Here is a 21,599-nt window from a genome sequence, read left to right on the forward strand (position 1 = left end):
GCGGATCAGGTAAGAGAGCTATTGTCACGGCACAGCGGGCGGAGGTCGCTGCGCTTCGTGAGCAGCTTGAGGTAGCCCTGAGGGGTGGCCGTCAGCCCTGGTAAAGCTGCGCTATTCGTGGTGCCAGACCTTGATCGAGGAAAGGACGAGGAGCAGCACGAGTAGCGGGATGAGGACGATGCTCGGGATCACTCCGAGAAGAAGTCCGCCGACAACCGTGCCGGCGATGGATCCGAGGGTCATCGCGATGAGGAAGCCCTTGTTTTGTCCGAGGACGGCGAAGCTGTTGTCTCTGCTGTAGCGGGCGAACGCGACCAGCATGGTCGGCAGAGACACCAGCAGGGACAGACTTCCGGCAATCTTGATGTCGGTCCCGTAGAGCAGCACGATCGTGGGGATCAGCAGCTCGCCTCCGGCGACGCCCATCAGCGCGGCGACCACGCCGATCAGCACGCCGGCGGCGACGCCGAGGATGATGCGAGGCGCGTCGGTGAGGTTGAGGGGTTCGAAGGCGAAGAAGTGCGTCACGACTAGCAGGATGGCGATCAGCACGAGCAAGATCGCGATGACCCGGTGGAGGGTTTTGGAGGCCAGTTTGGTGGCCCAGTGCGCGCCGAGCCAGGCGCCGATGAGGCTGCCGGCGAGGAGGTTCAGGACGATATAGAGGTAGGGGGAGAGTTCTGTCAGCGGGACGGCGATCAGGCGTGCGGGGATCGCGGTGATGACCACGACCAGGCTCATCGCTTTGTTCATGATGATCGCGGGGAGAGCGGCGAACCCGAAGAACCCGATCAGCAGCGGCAGCCGGAATTCTGCGCCGCCGAGTCCGATCATTCCGCCGAGGATGCCGATCGCAGCGCCGCAGAGGAACACGACGATGAGGGACCGGTGTCGGGGGCGGGTCCCGGCTGGGGTGGGCTGCAGCTCGGGGGACGTCACTGGCTCAGGCTAAAGGGCTGCCGCGGTTCGGGCGGGTTGTGGCGTGCCGAGATTGGGTGCTGCGACACCCCTCAACACGAGCATCCCCTGCGGATACTCGCGAACAGATCAACCCAGGACACCATCCCAGCCCTCCCCGTCGACAACCTGTCAGACGAGAACCACGATGAGGTGGGGCCAAACCAAGCCGTCACAACGGGGGCCACCTCAACATTTCACAGACGACCAAGAGTGTCCCAGATGGGGATCGGCTTGCGCTGCACGGAGCTCCACGCGGCTCTGTCCCGCTGTCAGACCTGTATAGGTCACTGGAGGCTGTATAGTCAGTCAATGCTGACGTTGTCTTCGCGCGTCGATGTGATGAATCGGTTGGGTCGTGCGATGGCCGATCCAACCCGGTCGCGGATCCTGATTTCGCTCCTTGACCAGCCCGGGTACCCGGCGCAGCTGGCACGCGACCTCGATCTGACCCGGACGAACGTGTCCAACCATCTCTCTTGCCTGCGCGGGTGCGGCATTGTCGTCGCGACGCCGGAGGGGCGGCAGACCCGGTATGAGATCGCCGACCCGCACCTCACTCACGCGATCGGCGCGGTGGTGCAGGTTGTGCTCGCGGTCGACGAGGGCACCGGGTGCGTCGACCCCGACTGTGCCGTCCCGTTGTGCTGCGGTGCGGGGGCGGTGGCGTGAGCGTCACGACTGACCCCGCCCGTGTAGTCATCCTGCGTCGGCGGATCCGTTGGATCGTTGCGTTCACGATCACCTACAACGTCGTCGAGGGCATCATCGCGCTGATCGCCGGAGGGGTCGCCTCATCCGCCGCGCTGATCGGCTTCGGGCTTGATTCGTTCGTCGAGGTCCTCTCCGCGGCTGCGATCGCGTGGCAGTTCTCCGCCCGCGACCCCGAGACGCGGGAGAAGCCCGCCCTGCGGATCATCGCCGTCTCGTTCTTCGCCCTAGCCGCCTACGTGACCGTCGACGCCGTGCTCTCGTTGACCGGCCTGCGGGAGCCGGAGCACAGCCCGGTCGGGATCGCCTTGGCCGCGATCAGCCTCGCCATCATGCCCTTTGTGAGTTGGCTCGAGAGGCGCGCCGGCCGGGAACTGGGCTCCGCATCAGCGGTGGCTGACTCGAAGCAGACCCTGATCTGCGCCTATCTGTCCGCGGCGCTCCTGGTCGGCCTGCTGCTGAACAGCCTGTTCGGCTGGGCCTGGGCGGATTCCCTCGCTGCACTGTTCATCGCTGGGTTCGCCGTGAAGGAAGGGCGCGAAGCGTGGCGTGGCGACGCGTGCACCGTGCCGGTCGCCGCCCTCACCGGTGAACTCGAAATCGAAGACCACCACCACGATGACCATGACGGTCGCCACGAGCACGCGTAGCGTGGAATCGTGCGACTGACCTCCCTGCGCAACACCGGCGTTCAGGCCGCCCTGGCCGCAGCGGTGCTGTTCGGTGCGGGTACCCCGATCGCGAAGCTGCTGCTCACCGACGTGAGCCCCTGGATGCTCGCCGGCCTGCTCTACCTCGGGTCCGGGATCGGCCTCGGCCTCTACCGGCTGATCCGCCAGGCACCCCGGGTGCGTCTGGAACGCCGGGAGCTGCTGCCTCTGACCGGGGCGGTGCTTTTCGGCGGCGTGGTCGGCCCGGTGCTGCTGATGTTCGGACTGGTCGGGATGCCGGCATCCGGCGCATCGCTTCTGCTGAACGCGGAGGGGGTGGCGACCGCGCTGCTGGCGTGGTTCGTGTTCAAGGAGAACTTCGACCGTCGCATCGCGCTCGGTATGGCCGCGATCGTCGCCGGTGCGGTGGTGCTCTCCTGGCCCGGCCAGGCCGACTTCGCCGGCATCCTCCCGTCACTGGCGATCCTCGGCGCGTGCCTCGCGTGGGGGATTGACAACAACCTCACCCGAAAGGTCGCCCTCCACGACGCGACCTGGCTCGCTGCCGTCAAGGGCCTTGTTGCGGGACCGGTCAACCTCACACTCGCTTTCCTGCTCGGCGCGTCACTTCCGCCGCTGCTGAACGTCGGGGCGGCGATGGTCACGGGATTGTTTGCGTACGGGATCAGCCTGGTGCTGTTCATCGTCGCCCTCCGTCACATCGGCACCGCGCGTGCAGGCGCGTACTTCTCGATCGCCCCGTTCTTCGGCGCCGTCCTGGCGATCGCGATGGGGGATCCGCTCACGATCCCGCTGATCATCGCTGGAGCGCTCATGGCGCTTGGGGTCTGGTTGCATCTCACGGAGCGGCACGAACACCCACACACCCACGAGCTGCTCGAGCACGACCATTGGCACACCCACCCCGACGAGCATCACGACCACGAACACGCCGAGCCGGTCTCAGCCGGCACCCGTCACCGGCATCCACACATGCACGTTGAGCTCACCCACGCGCACGAGCACTACCCTGACAGCCATCACCGGCATTCGCACCCGTCGACATAGCGCCGCGGTCGGGCGGGAGCAAGATCCGGCCTTCGGCTAGCGAGTGGTCAGTCGTCCGCGCGTCGGTCGTTGTGGAGCCGTAGCGCGATCCAGAGCCCGCAGCGCCGGCACACGTATCCGGCGGTGCCGTGCAGCGCGTGGACTTTGCGTCGGGGAAGGGTTCGCTCGCAGCAGGAACATCGGACGGCCGCGTCAGTGTCCACGTGCGTCGATCGCTTCGATGAGCTGCTCGGTCGTGGGGAGTCCCGCCAGCCCGGTGGGAGTCAGATAGACCCGGCACGCGAGGTCCACGGTGCGCCCGCCATTGGGGAACAAGTCCTGGCCGTCGACCGTGATGGTGGGAGAACCCGCGAAGGGGACCTGGGCTGCGTCCGCGGACGTGCCGAGCAGTCGGTACGTGATGGTCGTCTCACCGACCCCGGTCGCATCCAACGCTTCACGGAGGCGGCTCCCGGCTTCGACCCAACTTGGGCAGTCCTCGAGGTGCAGGACCTCGATGTTCATTCCCTCATCCTCCGCCAGCGCCTTTCAATACCAAAGGGATCAGTGGCGATCAGCCCAAAATACCATAGGGGGGTATAGTATCGAGATATGAACGGGTACGCGGGAAACAAGGATGACCTTCTGAAGCGGCTGAGCCGCGCGGAGGGTCAGGTGCGCGGGATCGCGCGGATGGTCGAGAACGACAAGTACTGCATCGACATCCTCACGCAGGTCTCTGCCGCGACCAGCGCACTGGAGACGGTGGCGTTGTCCCTCCTGGCCGATCACCTGTCGCACTGCGTCGCAGAAGCGACTGCTGAGGGCGGCGCCGTCGCTGCGGAGAAGATCCGTGAAGCGAACGAGGCGATCGCCCGCATGGTCCGTTCCTAACCGCACCCCCCGACCGAGAGGACACCATCATGACCACGAACGAGCGCATCGACCTGGGCCTGACAGATTCCGCCACCGGCTGCACCTGCTGCTCCACCGCGTCCGCCACCGACACGCGCGTTGCTGTATCGACGACCACACAGGATGTTCTGGTGGACGGGATGACCTGCTCGCACTGCGTGATGAGCGTCACAGAGGAGATCACCGCGATTGACGGGGTCGAGAACGTGTCGGTCGATCTGAATGCGGGCGGCTCATCGCGTGTGACCATTCACAGCGCTGCCCCGATCGATGCCGCACGCGTGCGCGCCGCGGTGGAGGAGGCGGGGTACGCCCTCGCCGGCAGCCCGGCATGAGCGCGCTCGATGTGGAGCTCGAGATCTCCGGGATGACGTGCGCGTCTTGCGCGACGCGGATCGAACGCAAGCTGAACAAGCTCCCTGGGGTCGAGGCGACCGTCAATTACGCGACCGAGAAGGCTCGTGTGCGCGCGGACGGTGTCGAGACGGCGGAGCTGATCGCGGCGGTCGAATCCGCCGGGTACTCCGCGGTGCTGCCCGCACCGATCGCGCCCGAGCCCACATCGACCGACACCCCCGCGGAAGACCCCGAGCTGGTGTCGCTGCGTCGCCGGCTGCTGATCAGCACCGCCTTGGCGGTGCCGGTCGCGCTGATGTCAATGATCCCGCTGCTCCAGTTCACCTACTGGCAGTGGCTGGCTTTGACCCTGACTGCCCCGGTGGCGGTGTGGGGGGCGTGGCCCTTCCACCGCGCCGCCTTCGTGAACGCCCGCCACGGGGCCGCGACGATGGACACCCTGATCAGCGTCGGAGTGATCGCCGCGTTCGGCTGGTCCCTGTATGCGCTGTTCGTCGGGATGGCCGGGATGCCCGGCATGCACATGACCTTCACCCTGTTCGGCAGCCCCGAAGCGGGCAGCGGCGAGATCTACCTCGAAGTCGCCGCTCTGGTGACGGTATTCATCCTCGCCGGCCGATACGCGGAGGCCCGGGCGAAGAAGTCTTCCTCCGAAGCGCTCCGCGCACTCCTGCATCTCGGTGCGAAAGACGCGACCCGTTTGGTCGGTGGCGCGGAGCAGATGGTCTCCGTGTCCCAGTTGATCGTCGGCGACCATGTGCTGGTACGGCCGGGGGAGAAGATCCCCTCAGACGGCCTTGTCGTCGATGGGGCTTCCGCGATTGACGCGAGCATGCTCACCGGCGAATCCGTCCCGGTCGAGGTGACCACCGGTTCCCGCGTGGTCGGGGCGACTGTCAACGTCGGCGGACGACTGATCGTGGAGATCACCCGGGTCGGCGCCGACACCGAACTCGCACGGATGCAACGGTTGATGGACGAAGCCCAGACCGGTAAAGCCAAGGTGCAACGCCTCGCCGACCGCGTCTCCGGGGTGTTCGTTCCGATCGTGATCGTCCTGGCGATCGTGGCGTTCGTGGGGTGGCTGCTGGTCGGCGGGTCACTCGAGGTCGCGTTCACCGCCGCGGTCGCGACTCTGATCATCGCCTGCCCCTGCGCGTTGGGGTTGGCGACACCGACCGCGCTGCTGGTCGGCACCGGCCGCGGCTCGCAACTGGGGATCCTGATCCGCGGACCGCAGGTGCTGGAACAGACCCGCCAGGTCGACACCATCGTGCTGGACAAGACCGGCACCATCACCCACGGCACGATGACCGTCACCACCGTCTCACCCGCACCCGGCGTTACCGCCGAGGATCTCCTGTCCACCGCGGCGGCGGCCGAGTGGGGATCCGAGCACCCCGTCGCCCGCGCCATCGTCACCGCTGCCGACGGCATCCCGCCGCAGGCCGAGTCTTTCCTGTCCCATGCCGGGTTCGGTGTGCAGGCCGTCGTCGACGGCGCGTTCGTGGTCGCCGGCCGGCCGCTGTGGGTTGAAGATCAGTGGAGCGTGCACCCGCCGATCACCCACCGCACAGAGGCAGAGGCTCTGGAAGCGGCCGGGGCCACGGTGATCGCGGTCGCCCGCGCCGGCGAATTCCTCGGCACCATCGCCGTCTCCGACACCGTCAAGCCCACCAGCGCCGAAGCAATCACACGATTCCGCGCCCTCGGCCTCTCGCCGGTGCTACTCACCGGCGACAACGCCGGCGCCGCGCAGCACATCGCCAACCAGGTCGGCATCGACGATGTCCGCGCGGGCGTCACCCCCGCCGGGAAGCTCGAGGTGATCCGTCAGCTGCAATCCGCCGGCCGGGTCGTCGCCATGGTCGGCGACGGAGTCAACGACGCCGCAGCCCTGGCCGCCGCGGACCTCGGTGTCGCAATGGGCGGCGGCACGGACGCGGCAATCGCCGCGTCCGATGTCACGATCGCCTCCGGCGACCTGCTCGTCGTGGTCGACGCGATCCGGCTGTCCCGCCGCACCCTGGGCACCATCAAGGGCAACCTGTTCTGGGCATTCGCGTACAACATCGCCGCGATCCCAATCGCGATGCTCGGCCTACTCAACCCGCTAGTTGCCGCGGCTGCCATGGCGCTGTCCTCCGTGTTCGTGGTCACCAACAGCCTCCGCCTGCGCAGCTTCCGCCCCCACCCCGCACCCGCTGTTACGGCGCCCGCGTCGGCCGACCGCACCCCGCAGCCGGTCTGAGCCGGTCTACCCTGGAAAAGAGGGAGGTGACATGTCGATGATCGCTCTAGCGCAGCGTCTGCGTCCCGGCCCGCGCGGACTGGGCCACTCGCTGCTGCTGCTCATCACTGTCACCGCCGCGATCATCGTCGGGCTGCTCGCGATGCACTCCCTGAACAGTCACACTGAGACCGCCGCACCCACGACAGCGGCGATGCACGAGCACGGCACAGGCAGCGTGGGCATCACCGACCACGGCGCCAGCCAGCCGGCGACCGACGGGGACTGCGCGGATTGCGGCGGGCACGCCAGCATGCTGGCGATGGCCTGCGTCCTCGCGCTCCTGATCGTCTCGCTGCTGCTCTTCCTCCCGCGCGTGGGCATCACCTGGGGGGCCGCGCTGCGCGCGGGCCCGGCCCTGATCGCCCGTGCCACCGTCCTTCCTCGACCACCTTCCCTTCTGGTTCTCTGCATCAGTCGCACCTGAGGAGTGCTGTCAGCCGACCCCGTTGCGGGTGGGCACAGCATTCGCGCGCCCGGGCACCGGCTCGTGCGCCTCATATACGACTGAGGAGAGACCTAATGAACAACCGTGCTGCGGCAACCGCCGCGATCACCCTGACCGCCCTGCTCGCCCTCGCTGGCTGCGCCAGCACCACCAGCAGTGGCGGGATGGACAACATGCCCGGAATGGGCTCATCGGCATCCGCATCTCCGGCCGCCGACGTGAACAACGCCGACATGCAGTTCACGATGATGATGATCCCGCACCACGAGCAAGCGGTCGAGATGGCCGACATGATCCTCGCCAAGGACGGCATCGACGAACGCGTGCTCACTCTCGCTGAGCAGATCAAGGCAGCTCAGGGCCCCGAGATTGAGCTGATGGAGTCCTGGCTTGACGAGTGGGGCACCCCGATGGGGGATATAGACGGAATGGACCACGGGGGGATGATGTCCGACTCCGACATGCAAGCCCTCGAGGACGCCACCGGTGCTGAGGCCTCCCGCCTGTTCCTGGAGCAGATGATCGTGCACCACGAGGGTGCGATCGAGATGGCCCAAGACGAGGTCGATGACGGGCAGAACCCCGATGTGATCACCCTTGCGGAGAACATCATCGCCTCCCAGACTGCCGAGATCGCCACGATGGAGGACATTCTCGCGACACTCTGACCGGCACGGGCCGGCCGCACTCGACGGCCGGCCCGCTGTCTCCGGAGTACGCCACTATGACCACACACGCCCGCACCCTCGCCGCCGCCACCCTCGCCGCGACGCTTACCCTGACCGCCACTGCCTGCACCGCGTCCCCTGACAGCGATGCCTCGCCCGCCCTCATTCCGCATGTCCACGATGTCGCGTTCGATCTGGACGGGGCGCTGCTGGTCGGCGCGCACACCGGTGTCTATCTGGTCGACCTCACCACCGATGAGGTCTCTCTCGTCGGTAAGACCACATTCGATGCGATGGGACTCACCGTCCAGGGGGATACGATCCTCGCGTCCGGCCACCCTGACCCGGCCAACCAGGACCACACCTTCACAGCCCCGAACGTGGGCCTGGTCCGCTACAGCGAGGCCGGCTGGGAGCAGGTTTCGTTGGCGGGCGTCACCGACTTTCATATGCTCGCCGCCACCCCCGCCGCACCCGAGATCCTCCTCGGGCTCCCCTCGGACCGGGCCGTCCTGGCGGAGAGTACCGATGCCGGGCAGACCTGGGCGGATCTTGTCTCGCTGACGGCACGGGACATCAGCATCGACACGATGAAGGCCGACATCGTTACCGCCACCACCCCAGACGGGCTGATGGTCAGCCGCGACGGCGGCACCACCTTCTCGCCTGTGCCGAACGCGCCCGCGCTGCTGGTCATCACGGCCGATCCGACGGTGGAGGAAGGGATCATCGGCGTCGATACCGACGGCACCATCTGGACCGGGGCGACAACGCCCGACGCGGTGTGGAGGACTGCCGGGCACGCCACCGGCACCGCGTCCGCGATCGCCGTCAGCTGGGAGGGGATCGTCGTGATCGCCGACGAGGGCGGAGTCCGCACCACATCCGACGCAGGGAACACCTGGCGAGTCGTCATCAGAACCGAGCCCACCTCATGAGCACGCCGCATCGGCTTCACGGAGCAGGAGAACAGAAATGAACGGAACTACGCGCACCGTCGTCCTGGAAGTCGAGGGAGTCTCCTGGGCATCGTCGAAGTCGATCGTCGAATCGACGCTTCTCCGCCAGCCCGGGGTAACGGATGTCGAGGCGAACCCGGTCTCCCAGACCGCAAACGTCTCCTACGACCCGCAGCTCAACTCACAAGCACAGCTGCGGCAGTGGATCATCGACTGCGGCTACCACTGCGCCGGGCAGTCCGTCCCCGAGCACATCTGCGATCCCGCTCACGACCCCGACCACGCACACGACGCGGGCGTGACGGTGGCGCCCACCCGACCTTCCGCACATGCGCACCCGGGGCACGGCGCCGACGCGGGCACGCCGATGCACGATCATGCGGTGGCCCCTGCTGAGCCTTTGCGACGCGATGCCCACAGTGGGCATGGGGAGGGGATGCCTGCTCGTACGAGTCAGGATGCGATGGGGCACGGCGGGAGCCATGCGGGGATGTCGATGGCGGCGATGATCCGCGATATGCGCAACCGGTTCATCGTTGCCGCTGTCTTGTCGGTGCCGATCATCCTGTGGTCACCCATCGGCCGCGAAGTGCTCGGGTTCACCGTTCCGGCACCATTCGGGCTTCGCGACGACTGGTTCTCGCTGATCCTCTCCCTTCCAGTGATCTTCTACTCCGCCTGGATCTTCTTCGACGGCGCCTGGCGTGCCCTTCGGGCTCGCACCCTGGACATGATGGTGCTGGTCGCCGTCGGGGTCGGCACCGGCTGGCTCTACAGCGTCGTGGTCACCCTCACCGGCGGCGGGGAAGTGTTCTACGAGGCCGCCACGGTGCTGGCCAGCTTCGTACTGCTCGGCCACTGGGTGGAGATGCGCGCCCGCGGCGGCGCGAACGACGCTATCCGCACCCTCCTCGAGCTCGCCCCGCCCCGCGCGGTCGTCCTCCGAAACGGGGAAGAGCTCGAGGTGCCCACCTCCGATGTCATACCCGGGGACCTCATGCTGGTCCGGCCCGGCGCGAAGATCCCCACGGACGGGACCGTGGAGGAGGGCGCGTCGGAGATCGACGAATCCATGGTCACCGGCGAAAGCCTCCCAGTCGTCAAGACCGCCGGATCCACCGTGATCGGCGCCACCGTCAACACCACCGGCACCCTGCGGGTGCGGGCCACCAAGGTCGGTGCCGACACCGCGCTGGCCCAGATCGTCGCTCTCGTTCAGGAAGCGCAGAACTCCAAAGCCCCAGGGCAACGCCTCGCCGATCGGGCCGCGTTCTGGCTGGTGCTGGTCGCCCTGATCGGCGGCACGGTCACCTTCCTCGTCTGGTGGCTGATCGGCGCCCCGGTGCCCACCGCGATCCTGTTCGCCATCACCGTCGTGGTGATCACCTGCCCCGACGCGCTGGGCCTGGCAACCCCGACCGCCATCATGGTCGGCACCGGTCTCGGCGCCAAACGCGGCGTGCTGTTCAAGAACGCCGGAGCGATCGAATCGGCCGCACACATCGACACTGTCGTGCTGGACAAGACCGGAACCCTCACCAAGGGCGAACCCGAAGTGACCGACTACATCCCAATCGGGATGAACGACATCGAACTGCTCTCCCTCGCCGCCGCAGCCGAACGCGAGTCCGAGCACCCGCTCGCCAAAGCCGTCGTCGCCTACGCCGACGCCCGCAACATTCCCCGCCGCACCGCCAGCTCATTCCGCAACGTCACCGGCCTCGGTGCCGTTGCAACGGTCGATGGCCGCCGCGTGGTGATGGGCAACGCCCGACTGATGGCCGACGAAGGAATCGACATCAGCTCCATCGCCGCAGCACAGAACGAACTCGCCGCCACCGGACGAACCGCCATCGCATTCGCCGTCGACGGCAAAGCCGCGGGCGTGATTGCCCTCGCCGATGCGCCACGCGAGACCGCCGCGGCAGCGATCACCGCACTGCACGAGTCCGGCATCGAGGTGGTGATGCTCACCGGCGATAACGAACCGACCGCGAAGCGGATCGCCGCGCTGCTGGGCATTGACACGGTCATCGCCGAAGTGCTCCCGGAGGACAAGTCCGCCAAGATCGCCGAGCTGCAACGCTCAGGCAAGAAAGTCGCTATGGTCGGCGATGGCGTCAACGACGCCCCCGCCCTCGCACAGGCCGACCTCGGCATCGCGATCGGAGCCGGCACCGACGTCGCGATCGAGACCGCCGACGTCGTACTGATGCGCTCCGACCCCCTCGACGCGGCAACCGCGCTGCGGATCGGCAAGGGCACCGTCCGCAAGATGCGGCAGAACCTCGGGTGGGCCATCGGGTACAACGCCGTCGCACTACCCATCGCCGCAGGCGTGTTCTACCCGTCGCTGGGCATCATGCTCACACCCGAGATCGCCGCAATCACCATGTCCGGCTCGAGCGTCATCGTCGCCGTCAACGCGCTCATGCTGAAGCGCCTGCGCCTCCCCGCGCCAGCCGCACCCACGACAGCGAACAATCCCGCACCGACGGCCCTGCCGAGCAATGGTCGCTAGGAAGGCACATCACAACAACTGAAAGGACCTCCCATGTCACGCCACGATGAGAGCACCACCGACGGCCCGACACTCGTCACAGATCCGGTTTGCGGGATGGAGATCGACCCGGCAACGGCGGCTACCACGCGCGAGCATGATGGGGCCACGTTTTACTTCTGCTCACTCGGCTGTGCCCGCGCCTTCGACGCGGACCCCCACCGCTACGGTCACCCGCACTCGAAAGCCTGAAACGATGCGCACCACAGCTGCCCAAGAAGCCTGAGCCGCGGGCTGCAAACCTTTGCGGTCGTTGCGGGATCGTGGGACCTTCGGCCCTCAATCGATGCGACCGGGGGAGGAGGATCAGAGTGTGAACCGGCCGAGCGGCCGATCGGATGGGACATCTCATGATGTACGGACACGGCTTCGGATGGGGATGGATGTGGATCGGCGGTATCCTGCTCGTCTTGATCCTGGCCGGATTGATCGTGCTGATCGTCCGCGCATCTAGCGGCGGCTCGTCGTCGCCGACGGGTCACATGCCGCCGGTCGCCACGAGTTCCGCACGGCAGATTGCCGAGGAACGGCTCGCGCGCGGCGAGCTCACCCCAGACGAGTTCCGCCAGATCTCGCGTGCCCTCGAAGAGCGGACCTAGAATCGAGCCTTTCGCCGATAACTCAATTCAAAGCAGTCCAACGACCATGGACGCAGGCACTTCCAGGCCTAGAGAATGGCGCGTGGTGACGGTGGTCACGCACTGTCTTTGCAAACGACGCCCGTGTTGCCAGCTCTCCACGAAGGTTCGAAAACGTGGCAAGGCGCACCGAGAGCGCCCGCGATTCGACTGTCGCTTGGACTGGATGGCGGCCGCATGAAGCTGATGCGGCGCCGAAAGGATTGCGAAGGGCGTGCCTCAGCCAGCACCGGTCACTCGTGTCGCCGGCGACAACAACCGAAACTTCCACACGTCTTGCAGATCGAGGGCCGTGCTCGCTGACGCGGGCATGGCGGCGCACCTCTCTGGCAGAGGAGAGGCGGTGCCAGGGTGTCGGTGTCGATGCGGGTGATGAGCGCCGGGGATGGTTACAAGTACCTCCTCCGCACGGTTGCCGCGGCCGATGGAGAACGACCCCTTTCCACCCCGCTTACCCGCTACTACGCAGAGGCGGGGACGCCACCTGGGCGGTGGCTCGGGAGCGGGCTGCTGGCCCTTGCCGACGGGCGGATCGATGCGGGATCGCGGGTCTCCGAAGCCCAACTCGAGCTGCTGCTGGGAATGGGGCGAGACCCCGGAACTGGCGCTCCTCTCGGGCGGGCGTATCCCGAGTATGCGGCCTCCGAATCCGACCCGGATGGCAGGACCTCACCCGGGTCGACAACCTCGCAGCAGACCCGCCGCCGCGCCGTGGCCGGCTACGACTTCACCTTCTCGCTGCCGAAGTCGGCATCCGTGCTGTGGGCGATCGCCGACGCCGATACTCAGGCGAAGATCGCGGATGCTCATCACAGGGCGATCCATGAAGTGCTCGCATTCATGGAGCGCGAACTCGCCGCCACACGCACTGGCGAAGCAGTGCGCGACGGCGCCGTTGCACAGGTCGAGGTAACGGGACTGATCGCCGCCGCCTTCGATCACTTCGACTCGCGAGCCGGCGATCCGCAGTTACACACGCACGTCGTGGTGAGCAACAAGGTGCGCACCGTGTTCGACGGCAAGTGGCGCTCGCTTGACGGGCGACCGCTGCACGCAGCAACAGTGGCGCTCTCCGAATTGCACAACGCTGTGTTCGCCGACCACCTGACGCGTGCGCTCGGCGTCGAGTGGGAGCGGCGCGAGCGCGAAGCCGATCGCAACGCCGTCTGGGCGATCGCAACCGTTCCCGAGGATCTCGTAGCCGAGTTCTCGTCGCGCTCGCGTCACATCGACATTGAGAAGGATCGGCTCATCGACGAGTACATCGCTGCGCACAGGCGCGCGCCGTCGAAGGTCACGGTCATCCGGCTACGCCAGCAGGCGACGCTGTCGACTCGCCCTGACAAGCAACTCCGATCGCTCGCGGATCTCACCCACGAGTGGCGCATCCGCGCGAGTCGACTGCTCGGGAGCGACGCGACAACATGGGCTCGAGCCGTGATCCGAGACGCGGATGCCCCGACGCCTTCGCGCGCGGAAGACGTGTCGCACAGCATCCTGAACGAACTCGCGGCGCGCGTGGTCGCGGCCGCAAGCGAACGCCGTTCTACCTGGAGTCACTGGAACCTCTACGCCGAAACCGCGAGGCAGACGATGGGGTGGCGCTTCATCGCAACCGAAGACCGGGAGGCGATAGTGGGCATGATCACGGATGCCGCGGAGCAACGCTCCGTTCGGCTCACGCCGCCTGAACTTGCACTCTCGCCCGCCGAGTTCCGACGTGCGGATGGCACGAGCGTCTTCCGTCCGAGGACCTCCGAGCGATACTCATCGATCGCTCTCCTCGATGCGGAGGAGCGACTGCTCGCCGCGTCGCAATCGACCGACGGACCGGTCGTCGGCGCTGCAACCCTCGAACACGCCGAGCGAACGCGCCGCAATCACGGGATCGTCCTCGGCGAGGATCAGCGCAATGCCCTGCATTCGATCGCAACCTCGTCGCGCAAGCTCGATGTGTTGATCGGCCCGGCCGGTGCCGGCAAGACGACGGCAATGCATGCTCTTCGACTCGCGTGGGAGCACGAGCACGGGCGCGGCTCGGTCATCGGGCTCGCGCCTTCCGCTGCCGCCGCTCGCGAACTTGCCGACGACCTCGGTATCGCCACTGAGAACACGGCCAAGTGGTTGCACGACAACAGCCTGGGGCACGCGGCGATGCGCGCCGGCCAGCTCGTCATCATCGACGAAGCGTCCCTCGCCGGCACCCTGACGCTTGACCGCATCTGCACAGTCGCGATGCAAACGGGTGCGAAGGTCCTCCTCGTGGGGGACTGGGCGCAACTGCAGTCGGTCGATGCAGGCGGCGCGTTCCGGATGCTGGTCGAAGCAAGTTCCGATCCTCCCGAGCTCGTAGACGTCCACCGCTTCCGGAACGCGTGGGAGAAGGATGCATCCCTCGACCTCCGCAGCGGGCGACCGAAGGCCCTGGAGGCATACGGCGCGCACGACAGAATCGTTGGCGGCGATGCCGATGCAATGTCCGATGCGGCCTACAGTGCGTGGCTACGAGACATGGCCGCCGGCATGTCGTCGGTGCTCGTCGCCGATACGGGGGAAGCGGTCGGTGCGCTCAACCGACGTGCGCGTGCCGAACTGATCCTCGCTGGCGTCGTGGATGCCAATGCCGAAGCGCCGCTGCGCGATGACGTGGCAGCATCCGTCGGCGACGTCGTCATCACCCGGAAGAACGACCGCCGACTGCGATCGGGAGGCAACTGGGTGCGCAACGGTTCGCGGTGGCGGGTCGTCGCGGTTCGTCGCGATGGCTCGTTGCGCGTGCGAAACCTTGACCGCATCGGGTCTCGACCGCTCTGGCTGCCTGCCGATTACGTGACTGAGAATGTCGACCTCGGCTAGCCGAGGTTCTGCAAACGCACTCGCCTGTGAACATGCGCGTGCGCGCGGTTTCAGTCTACTCCCATCTGTGGACGGTGACCTTGCCGACTGTGCGGCCGTTCTCGACCAACTCGTGCGCCTCGCGGAGTGTGGTCGGTGAGATCGGCGCGAGTGTCGTTGTGGCCGTGGTGCGGATGCGGCCCTGATCTACAAGGTCAGCGACAGTGTTCAGGAGCTGGTGCTGTTCAATCATGTCCGGGGTCTGCCTGAGCGGGCGGGTGAACATCAGTTCCCAGTGCCAAGCGATGCTCTTGCCCTTGAGCGGGAACACGTCGCGCGGACCGTCGTCAATGGCGACAATATGCCCGAACGCTCGAACGATCCGCGCATAGGTTTCGATCTGCCCCGCGGAATGCGCGGTGAACAGCCAGTCCACGCCATCCTGCGCGACGGCGAGCACCTGCTCAGCCAGGTCGTCGCGGTGGTTCACCACATGCTCCGCGCCCAGGTTGCGCACCCAGGCGGAGCGTTCATCGTCGGAGGCGGTGGCGATCACGGTGACGTTCGGCAGGAGCGCGTCGGCCAGTGCCAGCATGATCGATCCGACTCCGCCGGTCGCGCCGATCACCAGCAGGGTGCCGGTCGAGTCCTCGGTAAGGGCGAGCCGCTCGAACAGGGTCTCCCAGGCGGTGATCGCCGTCAGCGGCAGCGCAGCAGCGTCGGCAAACGACAGCACCTGCGGCTTGCGCCCCGTAATCCGCTCATCCACAACATGCAGGCGCTGGTTCGTACCTGGCCGGTCGATGCTGCCCGCGTAGTACACCTCGTCACCCGGAGCGAACAGCGTCACCGCTGAGCCGACCTCGCGCACCGTACCGGCGGCGTCGAAGCCGAGCACCTTGAACCCGTTCGCAGGAGCGCCTTCCCGCAGTTTCACATCGACCGGGTTCACCGAGACCGCCTCGACCTCGACCAACAAGTCATGCGGTCCAAGTTCGGGCACCTCGACCTCGCGGGCGGTCAGCGCCTCGGGGTCGGTGGCGGGGAGGTTCTTCTCGTATCCGATCGCAGTCGTAGCCGTCATGCCAATTATGGTTCCCCAGACCTACTGGTTACCGTCAAGGCAACCTAGTACCCATCGGATACCATGAACGTATGAGTCAGACCGTGGATGAGTGCGACCGGAACGACGTGTACGCGGCCATGTGTCCGTGCCGCGACATGCTCGACCTGCTCGCCAACAAGTGGAGCGCCCTGGCCATCGGTGCGCTCGAAGACGGGCCGCAACGCAACGGGCAACTCAAACGACGCTTGGAAGGCGTCAGCCCCAAGGTGCTGTCCCAGACCCTCAAGCGTCTCGAAGACCACGGCCTGCTCACTCGCACCGTCTACCCCGAGGTTCCCGCTCGCGTGGAGTACGAACTTACTGACCTCGGACACAGCGCAGCCGCCCCGTTGAAGCATCTGCGCGACTGGGTTGAACACAACGTCGGAACCGACCAGTAGCGACCCCCTCGGCGCTACATCGAGCCAGGAGTCCCGGCCTCCGCGTAATACCGCGTCAACACAGACGAGGCGTCGCGGTCGCCGTCACCGGACACGACAGAGTTCAGCAGGTACCGGTACCCGTCACCGGTCGTCATCACCCTAATTGATAACGTCACACCTAGAAGGTGCGAAGTAACCGACGCGCGAGCACAGGAGCGCTTCTGTCATTTCGAAGGCGAGACTTCGCGCGATTGGGATTCGCCGGGCCATCCTTCTTCTCTTTCGTCGAACGTCACCGCAACACCGTGTCGCTGGGGTTCGTGAAATCTTCTTCCGGAAGCGAAACCCAGGTACTGCGCCATGAGGAACTCGCCGCAGCGATGCACAGGCGTTCGACAGTTCGGTCGCACGAACCGATCGTTTGTTAACGGACGGCACTGTACGTCGATCGAAAGTCGCGCCGACACCCCCTGCGAATTCGCGTCGCGGGATAGTTTGCCAGGATCCGGCGATCAGCGTGGTGCGCATCAAGGAGGTGCGCAGCGGCCTCAGCACGAGGAGCCTGCCCGCGAGGCCGACCACCCCGCCCCTAGGAACGGTAGGAGTGCGACGTCGGGGCGAGCTGGGGGCCACCCCCCGAGACCGAAAGTAGCACCGCAGCGACGATAAGCGCCACGCCAACCAGGGTGGTCGTCAGCTCCCCGACCAACGAACCGATCCATCCGCGTTCCTGGAGGTCTCGGAACATCCTTATGCTCAGCCCGAACGTTCCGTTCGAGCTGCGAACCGATCGTCTCGATGCGTCGTGGCAGACGCCTCAGCTGTCCACCGATGACCTGGAGTTGCACGCGGCCGTCGGCGAACATCTCCCTTGAGTCCATCGCCAGACGTATGAAATGAGGAGTTCGAGCAAGGGCCCGATCGACCAAGTCGTAGTCGGCAACGAGCTGGCACAGCGTTCCCTCGAGTGACACGAAGGAAACGACTGGCGTTCTCCTCCGCTGTTGGGGACGTCGGGTCGGCTGAAATAATGGCCGGGACGATACGGTGGCGAGTCAGAGCGCCGTGATCCACCGCGCGATCTCGTCAGCGAGCTCGTCGCTATTGTCTTCGACCATCAGCATGTGGCCGTTCCCAGCGAGAACAGGCAGTTCGGACGACCAGAAGGTGACGGCGGCGCCCTGATCGGTGAGCCAGGCCACGATGTCCTGATCCAGCTGCGAGGGGTGGTCGGTATCGGCTCCACCCGTGAAGACGAGAATCGGCTTGTTCGTGAACGCGTCGGTCGGCCCGATCCTCATTTGGCTCCCACCGATGTTCTGACGCTGATAAAGCATCCGGGCCGGGATCGGCCGAAGGGTGCGGCGGAACACCTCGATGCACTCGCGGGGGAACCGCCGGCTGGGTCCGATGGCCTTGTCGTTCACGAAGGCGCTTGTGGGTTCCCAGAAACCCATCTTCGGGATGGTCCAGTCGATGGCCGCTCCACGGATGGAGACCTCCTGGTCGGACTCCCTCACGATCTCGGGCACCGCCTGTACATTTCCAGGCGGGCCCGGAGCGACGGCTACGAGCCCGTCGATGAGATCGCCATGCGTCTCTAGGAGGCGGAAGCCAATCGGACCTGCCATCGAGTGCACGACCAGCACGACGTTCCGGCCGAGACCAGAGAGGAACACGCCCATCCCTCGGCACACGCTCTCATAGTCCAGCCGCGCAGACGCCGCACGATCATCGACGTGTTGGGCCGCCTCATAGGACAACCCCAGCCAGTCCACCACCAGCACACCGTAGCCAAGCGATACCAATCGTGCCGCCCAGCCCTGTCGGCCGTCGGGCGTCTCGAGATAGCACTCCTTCGAGACACCACCCCCGTGCACGAGGACGATCCACCGAGCAGGCGCACCCGACGGCGCCAGTTCGGTGTACGAGATCGGCGCGACGTCGTCTGGGCGTGAAATCGAATCCATAGCTTCCCCAGGCCTGTTAGGCAATGACGGCGTCGAGGGCCCGTGCGAGCCTCTCCGGATGCGTGAGCATCACCAAATGGCTTCCGTCGATCTCGATCGTGCGCGGACTATCAAGCCGCCCGGCCGCGGCCTGGTAGATCTCAGCGGGAACGGCCTGGTCCTGAGCGAGGAACACATAACTTGACGGGATGCTGCTCGCCCAGAACTGGTCGAGGCGGATCGGCTCACAGGACCAGCCTGCCGGCGTTGGGACGAGCCTCGGCTCGAGCGCGGCGAGCTGCTGCTGCTCGAACGGGGACATGTCCTGCATAGACGCGGCCCAGAGCTCAGGCGGCATGACGACGGTGTTGTCGTCGGACTGACTCGCAAGCGCCTTCATCGCTGCGACCAACGGATCGGGGAGCACGTCGTTAATGGTCTCGCCGTCGCGCAGCACCCAGGCGTCGACGAAGACGACCCGGCCGATGCGCTCGGGCATCGCCTCAGCGACGAGTTGGATGAGCGGACCTCCGCCGCTATGACCGACGAGCACGATGTCGAGCTGGGTGAGCTCTCTTACCTGATCGATCAGATCGCGCGCCATCATGCTCATCGTGACGCCGGAGCGGTCCACGTCACCGTCTTCGAGACCGCGCAGCGTCGGCGCGATCACCTCGTGCCCCATTCTGCGCAATTCGTCGGCGACGCCGTCCCACGCCCAGCCGCCTACCCATCCGCCGTGCACCAGTACGATCTGCATTGATCATCCTCTTCGCATATTTATCTGCTGAGCAGAACTTGTTCCTAACTAGAAGACACAATAGCTTGCGCGGCGCCAACAGTCCAGCATGGCTCGAGCTCTCTTCAGAACGCGCCGAACGACCCCTGCACCAGGTCGCAGGGGAAAGAGACGACGAGCCTTCAGGAGGTCAGGTCGGCCAGACGTACGGCTGCCTCATCGAGGAGTGCGACGAGGGTCTTCACCTTGCGGGGAGGCAAGCGGAACACCGGGGCAGATGCGTTGATCGCCAACCGCAGCCCGCTCGCCGAGGGAACGGCCACGGCCACCGAGGCCACGCCCTCCTCGCTCTCCTCCCGGTTCGTTGCATAGCCCTGCTTCGCGACAAGATCCAGTTGTGCGAGGAGCTCGGTCTTGGTACGGATCGACTGCGGAGTCACCTGTGAGAGTTGCTCGTCGGGGTAGAGACGGTCCAATTGTTCTCGCGGGAGCTGCGCCAGGAGAACCTTTCCCGTGGAGGTGCAATGGGCCGGCATCTCCTTGCCCAACCGTGAAGCGACTCGCACCGCCGTCGTCGGTTCCGCGACCGGGGTCGTGCCCGACGTGAACCAGATCCAGCTCAGCCCCGACATCGCCCGTACCGTTCCTCGACGCGCGCACGAGGTGCTCGGTATCGTGACCGAGAGCTGGAGCCCGCTCGGCCGCGGGCCCGAGCTGCGGGAGAACCCGACGATCGTGCAGATCGCGGCGGACGTCGGACGAACGGCGGCACAGGTGGTGCTCCGCTGGCACGTGCAGCAGGGCCTCGTGCCGGTGCCGAGATCGTCAGACCCCAAACGCCTGGTCGAGAACCTCTCGGTCTTCGACTTCCGCCTTAGCACCGACCAGATGGCCACGCTTGCGTCCCTCGACAACGGCGAAGCCGCCGCGCGGGACTCTGACCTGCCCGAGAACGGTCATTAGTCCACCAAGAACACCAAAATCGTCACCGATCTGGTAAATTCAGCGCGCTCTGGAGACGCAGCAGAACGCCTCGCGCGGCTCCTGGACATTCGACTACACGCAGGACCGGCTCTCCGCCATCATGCGCTGCACACACGACCGCTGCCTCGAGACCGCCGACGAATACGGCTCGCCAGGCTTGCCCGGTGGACTTCGGCGACTGCGCGAAGCAACTGACCGGCGGCGAAGGTGATGGCTCGAACGTAGGCGCGATCTGCCTTGCTCGCCTCACCTTCGGCTCGCTCGACAGCCGCGTCCAAACCATCGCGAAGTCGCGTGCACTGCAGATGGCGGCGAGGGAGAGAGTAAGTTCTGCAGTGTGCCCGATCGGGAACAGGGGGTGGGCTTTAGTACCCCTGCCCGAATTCGCGAAGTCTGGGCCACAGATCGCCGCCGACGACGCCGAAGACCCCTACGTCCGCCAGCATGCCGCCGAAGCCCTGCTTGAGATCAACGAAGACCGGAAAGTCAACGGCCGCTACCTCGCCGTCAAGACCCGACAGAACCTCGCCCGCCTCACCGACTTCGCCGAACACACCCGTCGGTTTCCCTGCCTCTTCCGCCTCGATCAACGCCACCTGTGCACCCCTATCAGCGGGAGCGAGGGTCTCGGGAAGCTTCTCAAGCCGACGGGCAACTCGCTCGGCAGTGCTTGCGAATCGGCGGTACGGACGACCCAACTGTTCGCTCGTGTTGGGGTCCTGGCCGTGCCCCATGAGACGGCGGAGCTGCTCCTCGCTGACCTCACCACCGGGTTCGACGGCGCCAGAAATGTACGCGAGACCCGATCCGAGCCATGAGCCCGGCGGCGTGCTGTTCAGTCGTTCAGCCGGTGGAGCCAGTAGCCGGGTTCGCGGCGCTCGTGGGCGTAGGCGAGGATCAGGATCGTGTCCGGCTCCACCGTGTAGACGATGCGGTACGGGTATCCGCGAACGGCCTTGCTGCGGATCACGGTGCCATCGTCAGCGGTCGTGAATGGTGGGGCGGCGTTCGGCCATTGGTCGAGGTCTTTCCGGGCTTGCCTTGCTCGGTCGATGAGCGCAAGGCCGATCCCTGGCTCCTGGTCTTCGTACCAGCGCACGGCGGCGTCGAACTCCGCGACGGCCTCGGGGTGCTCTCGCTGGGCCAAGGTCATGCGGTGAGCAAGGCGCGCAAACGCTCGTAGTGCTCGTCGGCATCCACCAGATCGACCGCACCCTCACGCACCTCGGCCAGTCGCCGGGTAGCCTCGGCACGCCAGGCTGCATCGACCTCGCTCTCGTCGTCTGCATCATGGAGGCTTTCGAGCAGGGCGTTAGCGACGACCGCGCGCTGATCGGCGTCGAGCGCGAGGCCGTCTCGGATCAGAGTTGCGGTGTCGGGTGTCATGTATTCAAGTGTACGTCG

General features: G+C 66.2%; 25 protein-coding genes. 16 read left to right on the forward strand and 9 right to left on the reverse strand.

The genetic code is table 11. The annotated features are described in order from the left end of the window. Positions 1 to 111: 111 nt before the first annotated feature. A complete protein-coding gene (locus tag ACTIFV_RS10215; protein ID WP_439592673.1) occupies positions 112 to 939 on the reverse strand; it encodes a TSUP family transporter in 828 nt (275 codons plus the stop codon). A 330-nt stretch (positions 940 to 1,269) separates the two neighbouring features. On the opposite strand from ACTIFV_RS10215, the gene cmtR reads away from it, so the two are divergent. Genes cmtR through ACTIFV_RS10230 form a run of 3 tightly spaced genes read left to right on the forward strand, consistent with a single transcriptional unit; the run spans position 1,270 to position 3,386 of the window. Next, positions 1,270 to 1,629, forward strand: a complete 360-nt coding sequence (cmtR, locus tag ACTIFV_RS10220; RefSeq protein WP_439592674.1) for a Cd(II)/Pb(II)-sensing metalloregulatory transcriptional regulator CmtR — start codon at positions 1,270 to 1,272, stop codon at positions 1,627 to 1,629. Then, complete coding sequence (locus ACTIFV_RS10225) at positions 1,626 to 2,318, forward strand: cation transporter (protein ID WP_439592675.1); 693 nt, start codon at positions 1,626 to 1,628, stop codon at positions 2,316 to 2,318. The genes cmtR and ACTIFV_RS10225 overlap by 4 nt, the downstream gene beginning before the upstream one ends. 9 nt (positions 2,319 to 2,327) lie before the next feature. Continuing rightward, positions 2,328 to 3,386 carry an EamA family transporter gene (locus ACTIFV_RS10230; protein ID WP_439592676.1) on the forward strand — a complete coding sequence of 353 codons (1,059 nt, stop codon included), beginning with the start codon at positions 2,328 to 2,330 and terminating at the stop codon, positions 3,384 to 3,386. Between the two features lie 192 nt (positions 3,387 to 3,578). Here the strand turns inward: ACTIFV_RS10230 and ACTIFV_RS10235 are convergent, their stop codons facing one another. Further along, on the reverse strand, positions 3,579 to 3,890 hold the full coding sequence (locus ACTIFV_RS10235) for a thioredoxin family protein (protein ID WP_439592677.1): 312 nt from the start codon (positions 3,888 to 3,890) through the stop codon (positions 3,579 to 3,581). Between the two features lie 87 nt (positions 3,891 to 3,977). On the opposite strand from ACTIFV_RS10235, the gene ACTIFV_RS10240 reads away from it, so the two are divergent. The 10 genes from ACTIFV_RS10240 (at position 3,978) to mobF (ending at position 15,056) form a co-directional block, all read left to right on the forward strand. Next, on the forward strand, positions 3,978 to 4,259 hold the full coding sequence (locus ACTIFV_RS10240; protein WP_439592678.1) for a metal-sensitive transcriptional regulator: 282 nt from the start codon (positions 3,978 to 3,980) through the stop codon (positions 4,257 to 4,259). Positions 4,260 to 4,288: 29 nt separating this feature from the next. Next, on the forward strand, positions 4,289 to 4,615 hold the full coding sequence (locus ACTIFV_RS10245) for a heavy-metal-associated domain-containing protein (protein ID WP_439592679.1): 327 nt from the start codon (positions 4,289 to 4,291) through the stop codon (positions 4,613 to 4,615). Continuing rightward, entirely contained in the window at positions 4,612 to 6,888 is a 2,277-nt protein-coding gene (locus tag ACTIFV_RS10250; protein WP_439592680.1) for a heavy metal translocating P-type ATPase, read from the forward strand. The genes ACTIFV_RS10245 and ACTIFV_RS10250 overlap by 4 nt, the downstream gene beginning before the upstream one ends. Before the next feature lie 31 nt (positions 6,889 to 6,919). Continuing rightward, complete coding sequence (locus ACTIFV_RS10255) at positions 6,920 to 7,354, forward strand: DUF6153 family protein (protein ID WP_439592681.1); 435 nt, start codon at positions 6,920 to 6,922, stop codon at positions 7,352 to 7,354. 95 nt (positions 7,355 to 7,449) lie between these two features. Beyond that, entirely contained in the window at positions 7,450 to 8,043 is a 594-nt protein-coding gene (locus tag ACTIFV_RS10260) for a DUF305 domain-containing protein (RefSeq protein ID WP_439592682.1), read from the forward strand. A 56-nt stretch (positions 8,044 to 8,099) separates the two neighbouring features. Continuing rightward, positions 8,100 to 8,981, forward strand: coding sequence for a WD40/YVTN/BNR-like repeat-containing protein (locus tag ACTIFV_RS10265; RefSeq protein WP_439592683.1), 882 nt, complete (start codon positions 8,100 to 8,102; stop codon positions 8,979 to 8,981). A 37-nt stretch (positions 8,982 to 9,018) separates the two neighbouring features. Next, positions 9,019 to 11,523, forward strand: coding sequence for a heavy metal translocating P-type ATPase (locus ACTIFV_RS10270; RefSeq protein ID WP_439592684.1), 2,505 nt, complete (start codon positions 9,019 to 9,021; stop codon positions 11,521 to 11,523). A gap of 33 nt (positions 11,524 to 11,556) precedes the next feature. Further along, positions 11,557 to 11,754, forward strand: a complete 198-nt coding sequence (locus tag ACTIFV_RS10275) for a YHS domain-containing protein (protein WP_439592685.1) — start codon at positions 11,557 to 11,559, stop codon at positions 11,752 to 11,754. A gap of 158 nt (positions 11,755 to 11,912) precedes the next feature. Then, on the forward strand, positions 11,913 to 12,161 hold the full coding sequence (locus tag ACTIFV_RS10280) for an SHOCT domain-containing protein (RefSeq protein ID WP_439592686.1): 249 nt from the start codon (positions 11,913 to 11,915) through the stop codon (positions 12,159 to 12,161). 402 nt (positions 12,162 to 12,563) lie between these two features. After that, positions 12,564 to 15,056 (forward strand): MobF family relaxase, encoded by a 2,493-nt coding sequence (gene mobF, locus ACTIFV_RS10285; protein ID WP_439592699.1) that lies wholly within the window; start codon positions 12,564 to 12,566, stop codon positions 15,054 to 15,056. Between the two features lie 55 nt (positions 15,057 to 15,111). Here mobF and ACTIFV_RS10290 read toward each other — a convergent pair whose 3' ends face one another. Continuing rightward, a complete protein-coding gene (locus ACTIFV_RS10290) occupies positions 15,112 to 16,119 on the reverse strand; it encodes a zinc-binding alcohol dehydrogenase family protein (protein WP_024476678.1) in 1,008 nt (335 codons plus the stop codon). Between the two features lie 71 nt (positions 16,120 to 16,190). Here ACTIFV_RS10290 and ACTIFV_RS10295 point away from each other — a divergent pair, with 71 nt between their 5' ends. Further along, positions 16,191 to 16,541: a winged helix-turn-helix transcriptional regulator gene (locus tag ACTIFV_RS10295; protein WP_024476679.1), complete on the forward strand. Its 351-nt coding sequence runs from the start codon at positions 16,191 to 16,193 to the stop codon at positions 16,539 to 16,541. A 1,037-nt stretch (positions 16,542 to 17,578) separates the two neighbouring features. Here the strand turns inward: ACTIFV_RS10295 and ACTIFV_RS10300 are convergent. The 3 genes from ACTIFV_RS10300 to ACTIFV_RS10310 all read right to left on the reverse strand — a co-directional run bounded on the left by ACTIFV_RS10300 (position 17,579) and on the right by ACTIFV_RS10310 (position 19,843). Continuing rightward, positions 17,579 to 18,493 carry an alpha/beta fold hydrolase gene (locus ACTIFV_RS10300; protein WP_024476680.1) on the reverse strand — a complete coding sequence of 305 codons (915 nt, stop codon included), beginning with the start codon at positions 18,491 to 18,493 and terminating at the stop codon, positions 17,579 to 17,581. A gap of 16 nt (positions 18,494 to 18,509) precedes the next feature. Next, positions 18,510 to 19,232, reverse strand: coding sequence for an alpha/beta fold hydrolase (locus ACTIFV_RS10305; RefSeq protein WP_439592687.1), 723 nt, complete (start codon positions 19,230 to 19,232; stop codon positions 18,510 to 18,512). A 161-nt stretch (positions 19,233 to 19,393) separates the two neighbouring features. Continuing rightward, on the reverse strand, positions 19,394 to 19,843 hold the full coding sequence (locus ACTIFV_RS10310; RefSeq protein WP_084423838.1) for an IclR family transcriptional regulator: 450 nt from the start codon (positions 19,841 to 19,843) through the stop codon (positions 19,394 to 19,396). Between ACTIFV_RS10310 and ACTIFV_RS10315 the strand changes: the two genes are divergently transcribed. Together ACTIFV_RS10315 and ACTIFV_RS10320 are read left to right on the forward strand one after the other, a co-directional pair. After that, on the forward strand, positions 19,725 to 20,174 hold the full coding sequence (locus ACTIFV_RS10315) for an aldo/keto reductase (protein WP_024476682.1): 450 nt from the start codon (positions 19,725 to 19,727) through the stop codon (positions 20,172 to 20,174). The two genes, ACTIFV_RS10310 and ACTIFV_RS10315, sit on opposite strands and share 119 nt — an antisense overlap. A gap of 49 nt (positions 20,175 to 20,223) precedes the next feature. Next, positions 20,224 to 20,406, forward strand: coding sequence for a hypothetical protein (locus ACTIFV_RS10320; RefSeq protein WP_168212703.1), 183 nt, complete (start codon positions 20,224 to 20,226; stop codon positions 20,404 to 20,406). A 154-nt stretch (positions 20,407 to 20,560) separates the two neighbouring features. On the opposite strand, the gene ACTIFV_RS10325 is transcribed toward ACTIFV_RS10320, so the two are convergent. The 3 genes from ACTIFV_RS10325 to ACTIFV_RS10335 are packed head-to-tail and all read right to left on the reverse strand — an operon-like array spanning position 20,561 to position 21,581. After that, entirely contained in the window at positions 20,561 to 21,139 is a 579-nt protein-coding gene (locus ACTIFV_RS10325) for a relaxase domain-containing protein (RefSeq protein ID WP_174524654.1), read from the reverse strand. Further along, positions 21,031 to 21,348 carry a type II toxin-antitoxin system RelE/ParE family toxin gene (locus tag ACTIFV_RS10330; RefSeq protein ID WP_024476684.1) on the reverse strand — a complete coding sequence of 106 codons (318 nt, stop codon included), beginning with the start codon at positions 21,346 to 21,348 and terminating at the stop codon, positions 21,031 to 21,033. The genes ACTIFV_RS10325 and ACTIFV_RS10330 overlap by 109 nt, the downstream gene beginning before the upstream one ends. After that, entirely contained in the window at positions 21,345 to 21,581 is a 237-nt protein-coding gene (locus ACTIFV_RS10335) for an addiction module protein (protein WP_024476685.1), read from the reverse strand. Before ACTIFV_RS10335 ends, ACTIFV_RS10330 begins: the two co-directional genes overlap by 4 nt. Positions 21,582 to 21,599 lie beyond the last annotated feature (18 nt).

Origin of the sequence: Microbacterium sp., assembly GCF_051860965.1 — a bacterium.
GTDB lineage: Bacteria > Actinomycetota > Actinomycetes > Actinomycetales > Microbacteriaceae > Microbacterium.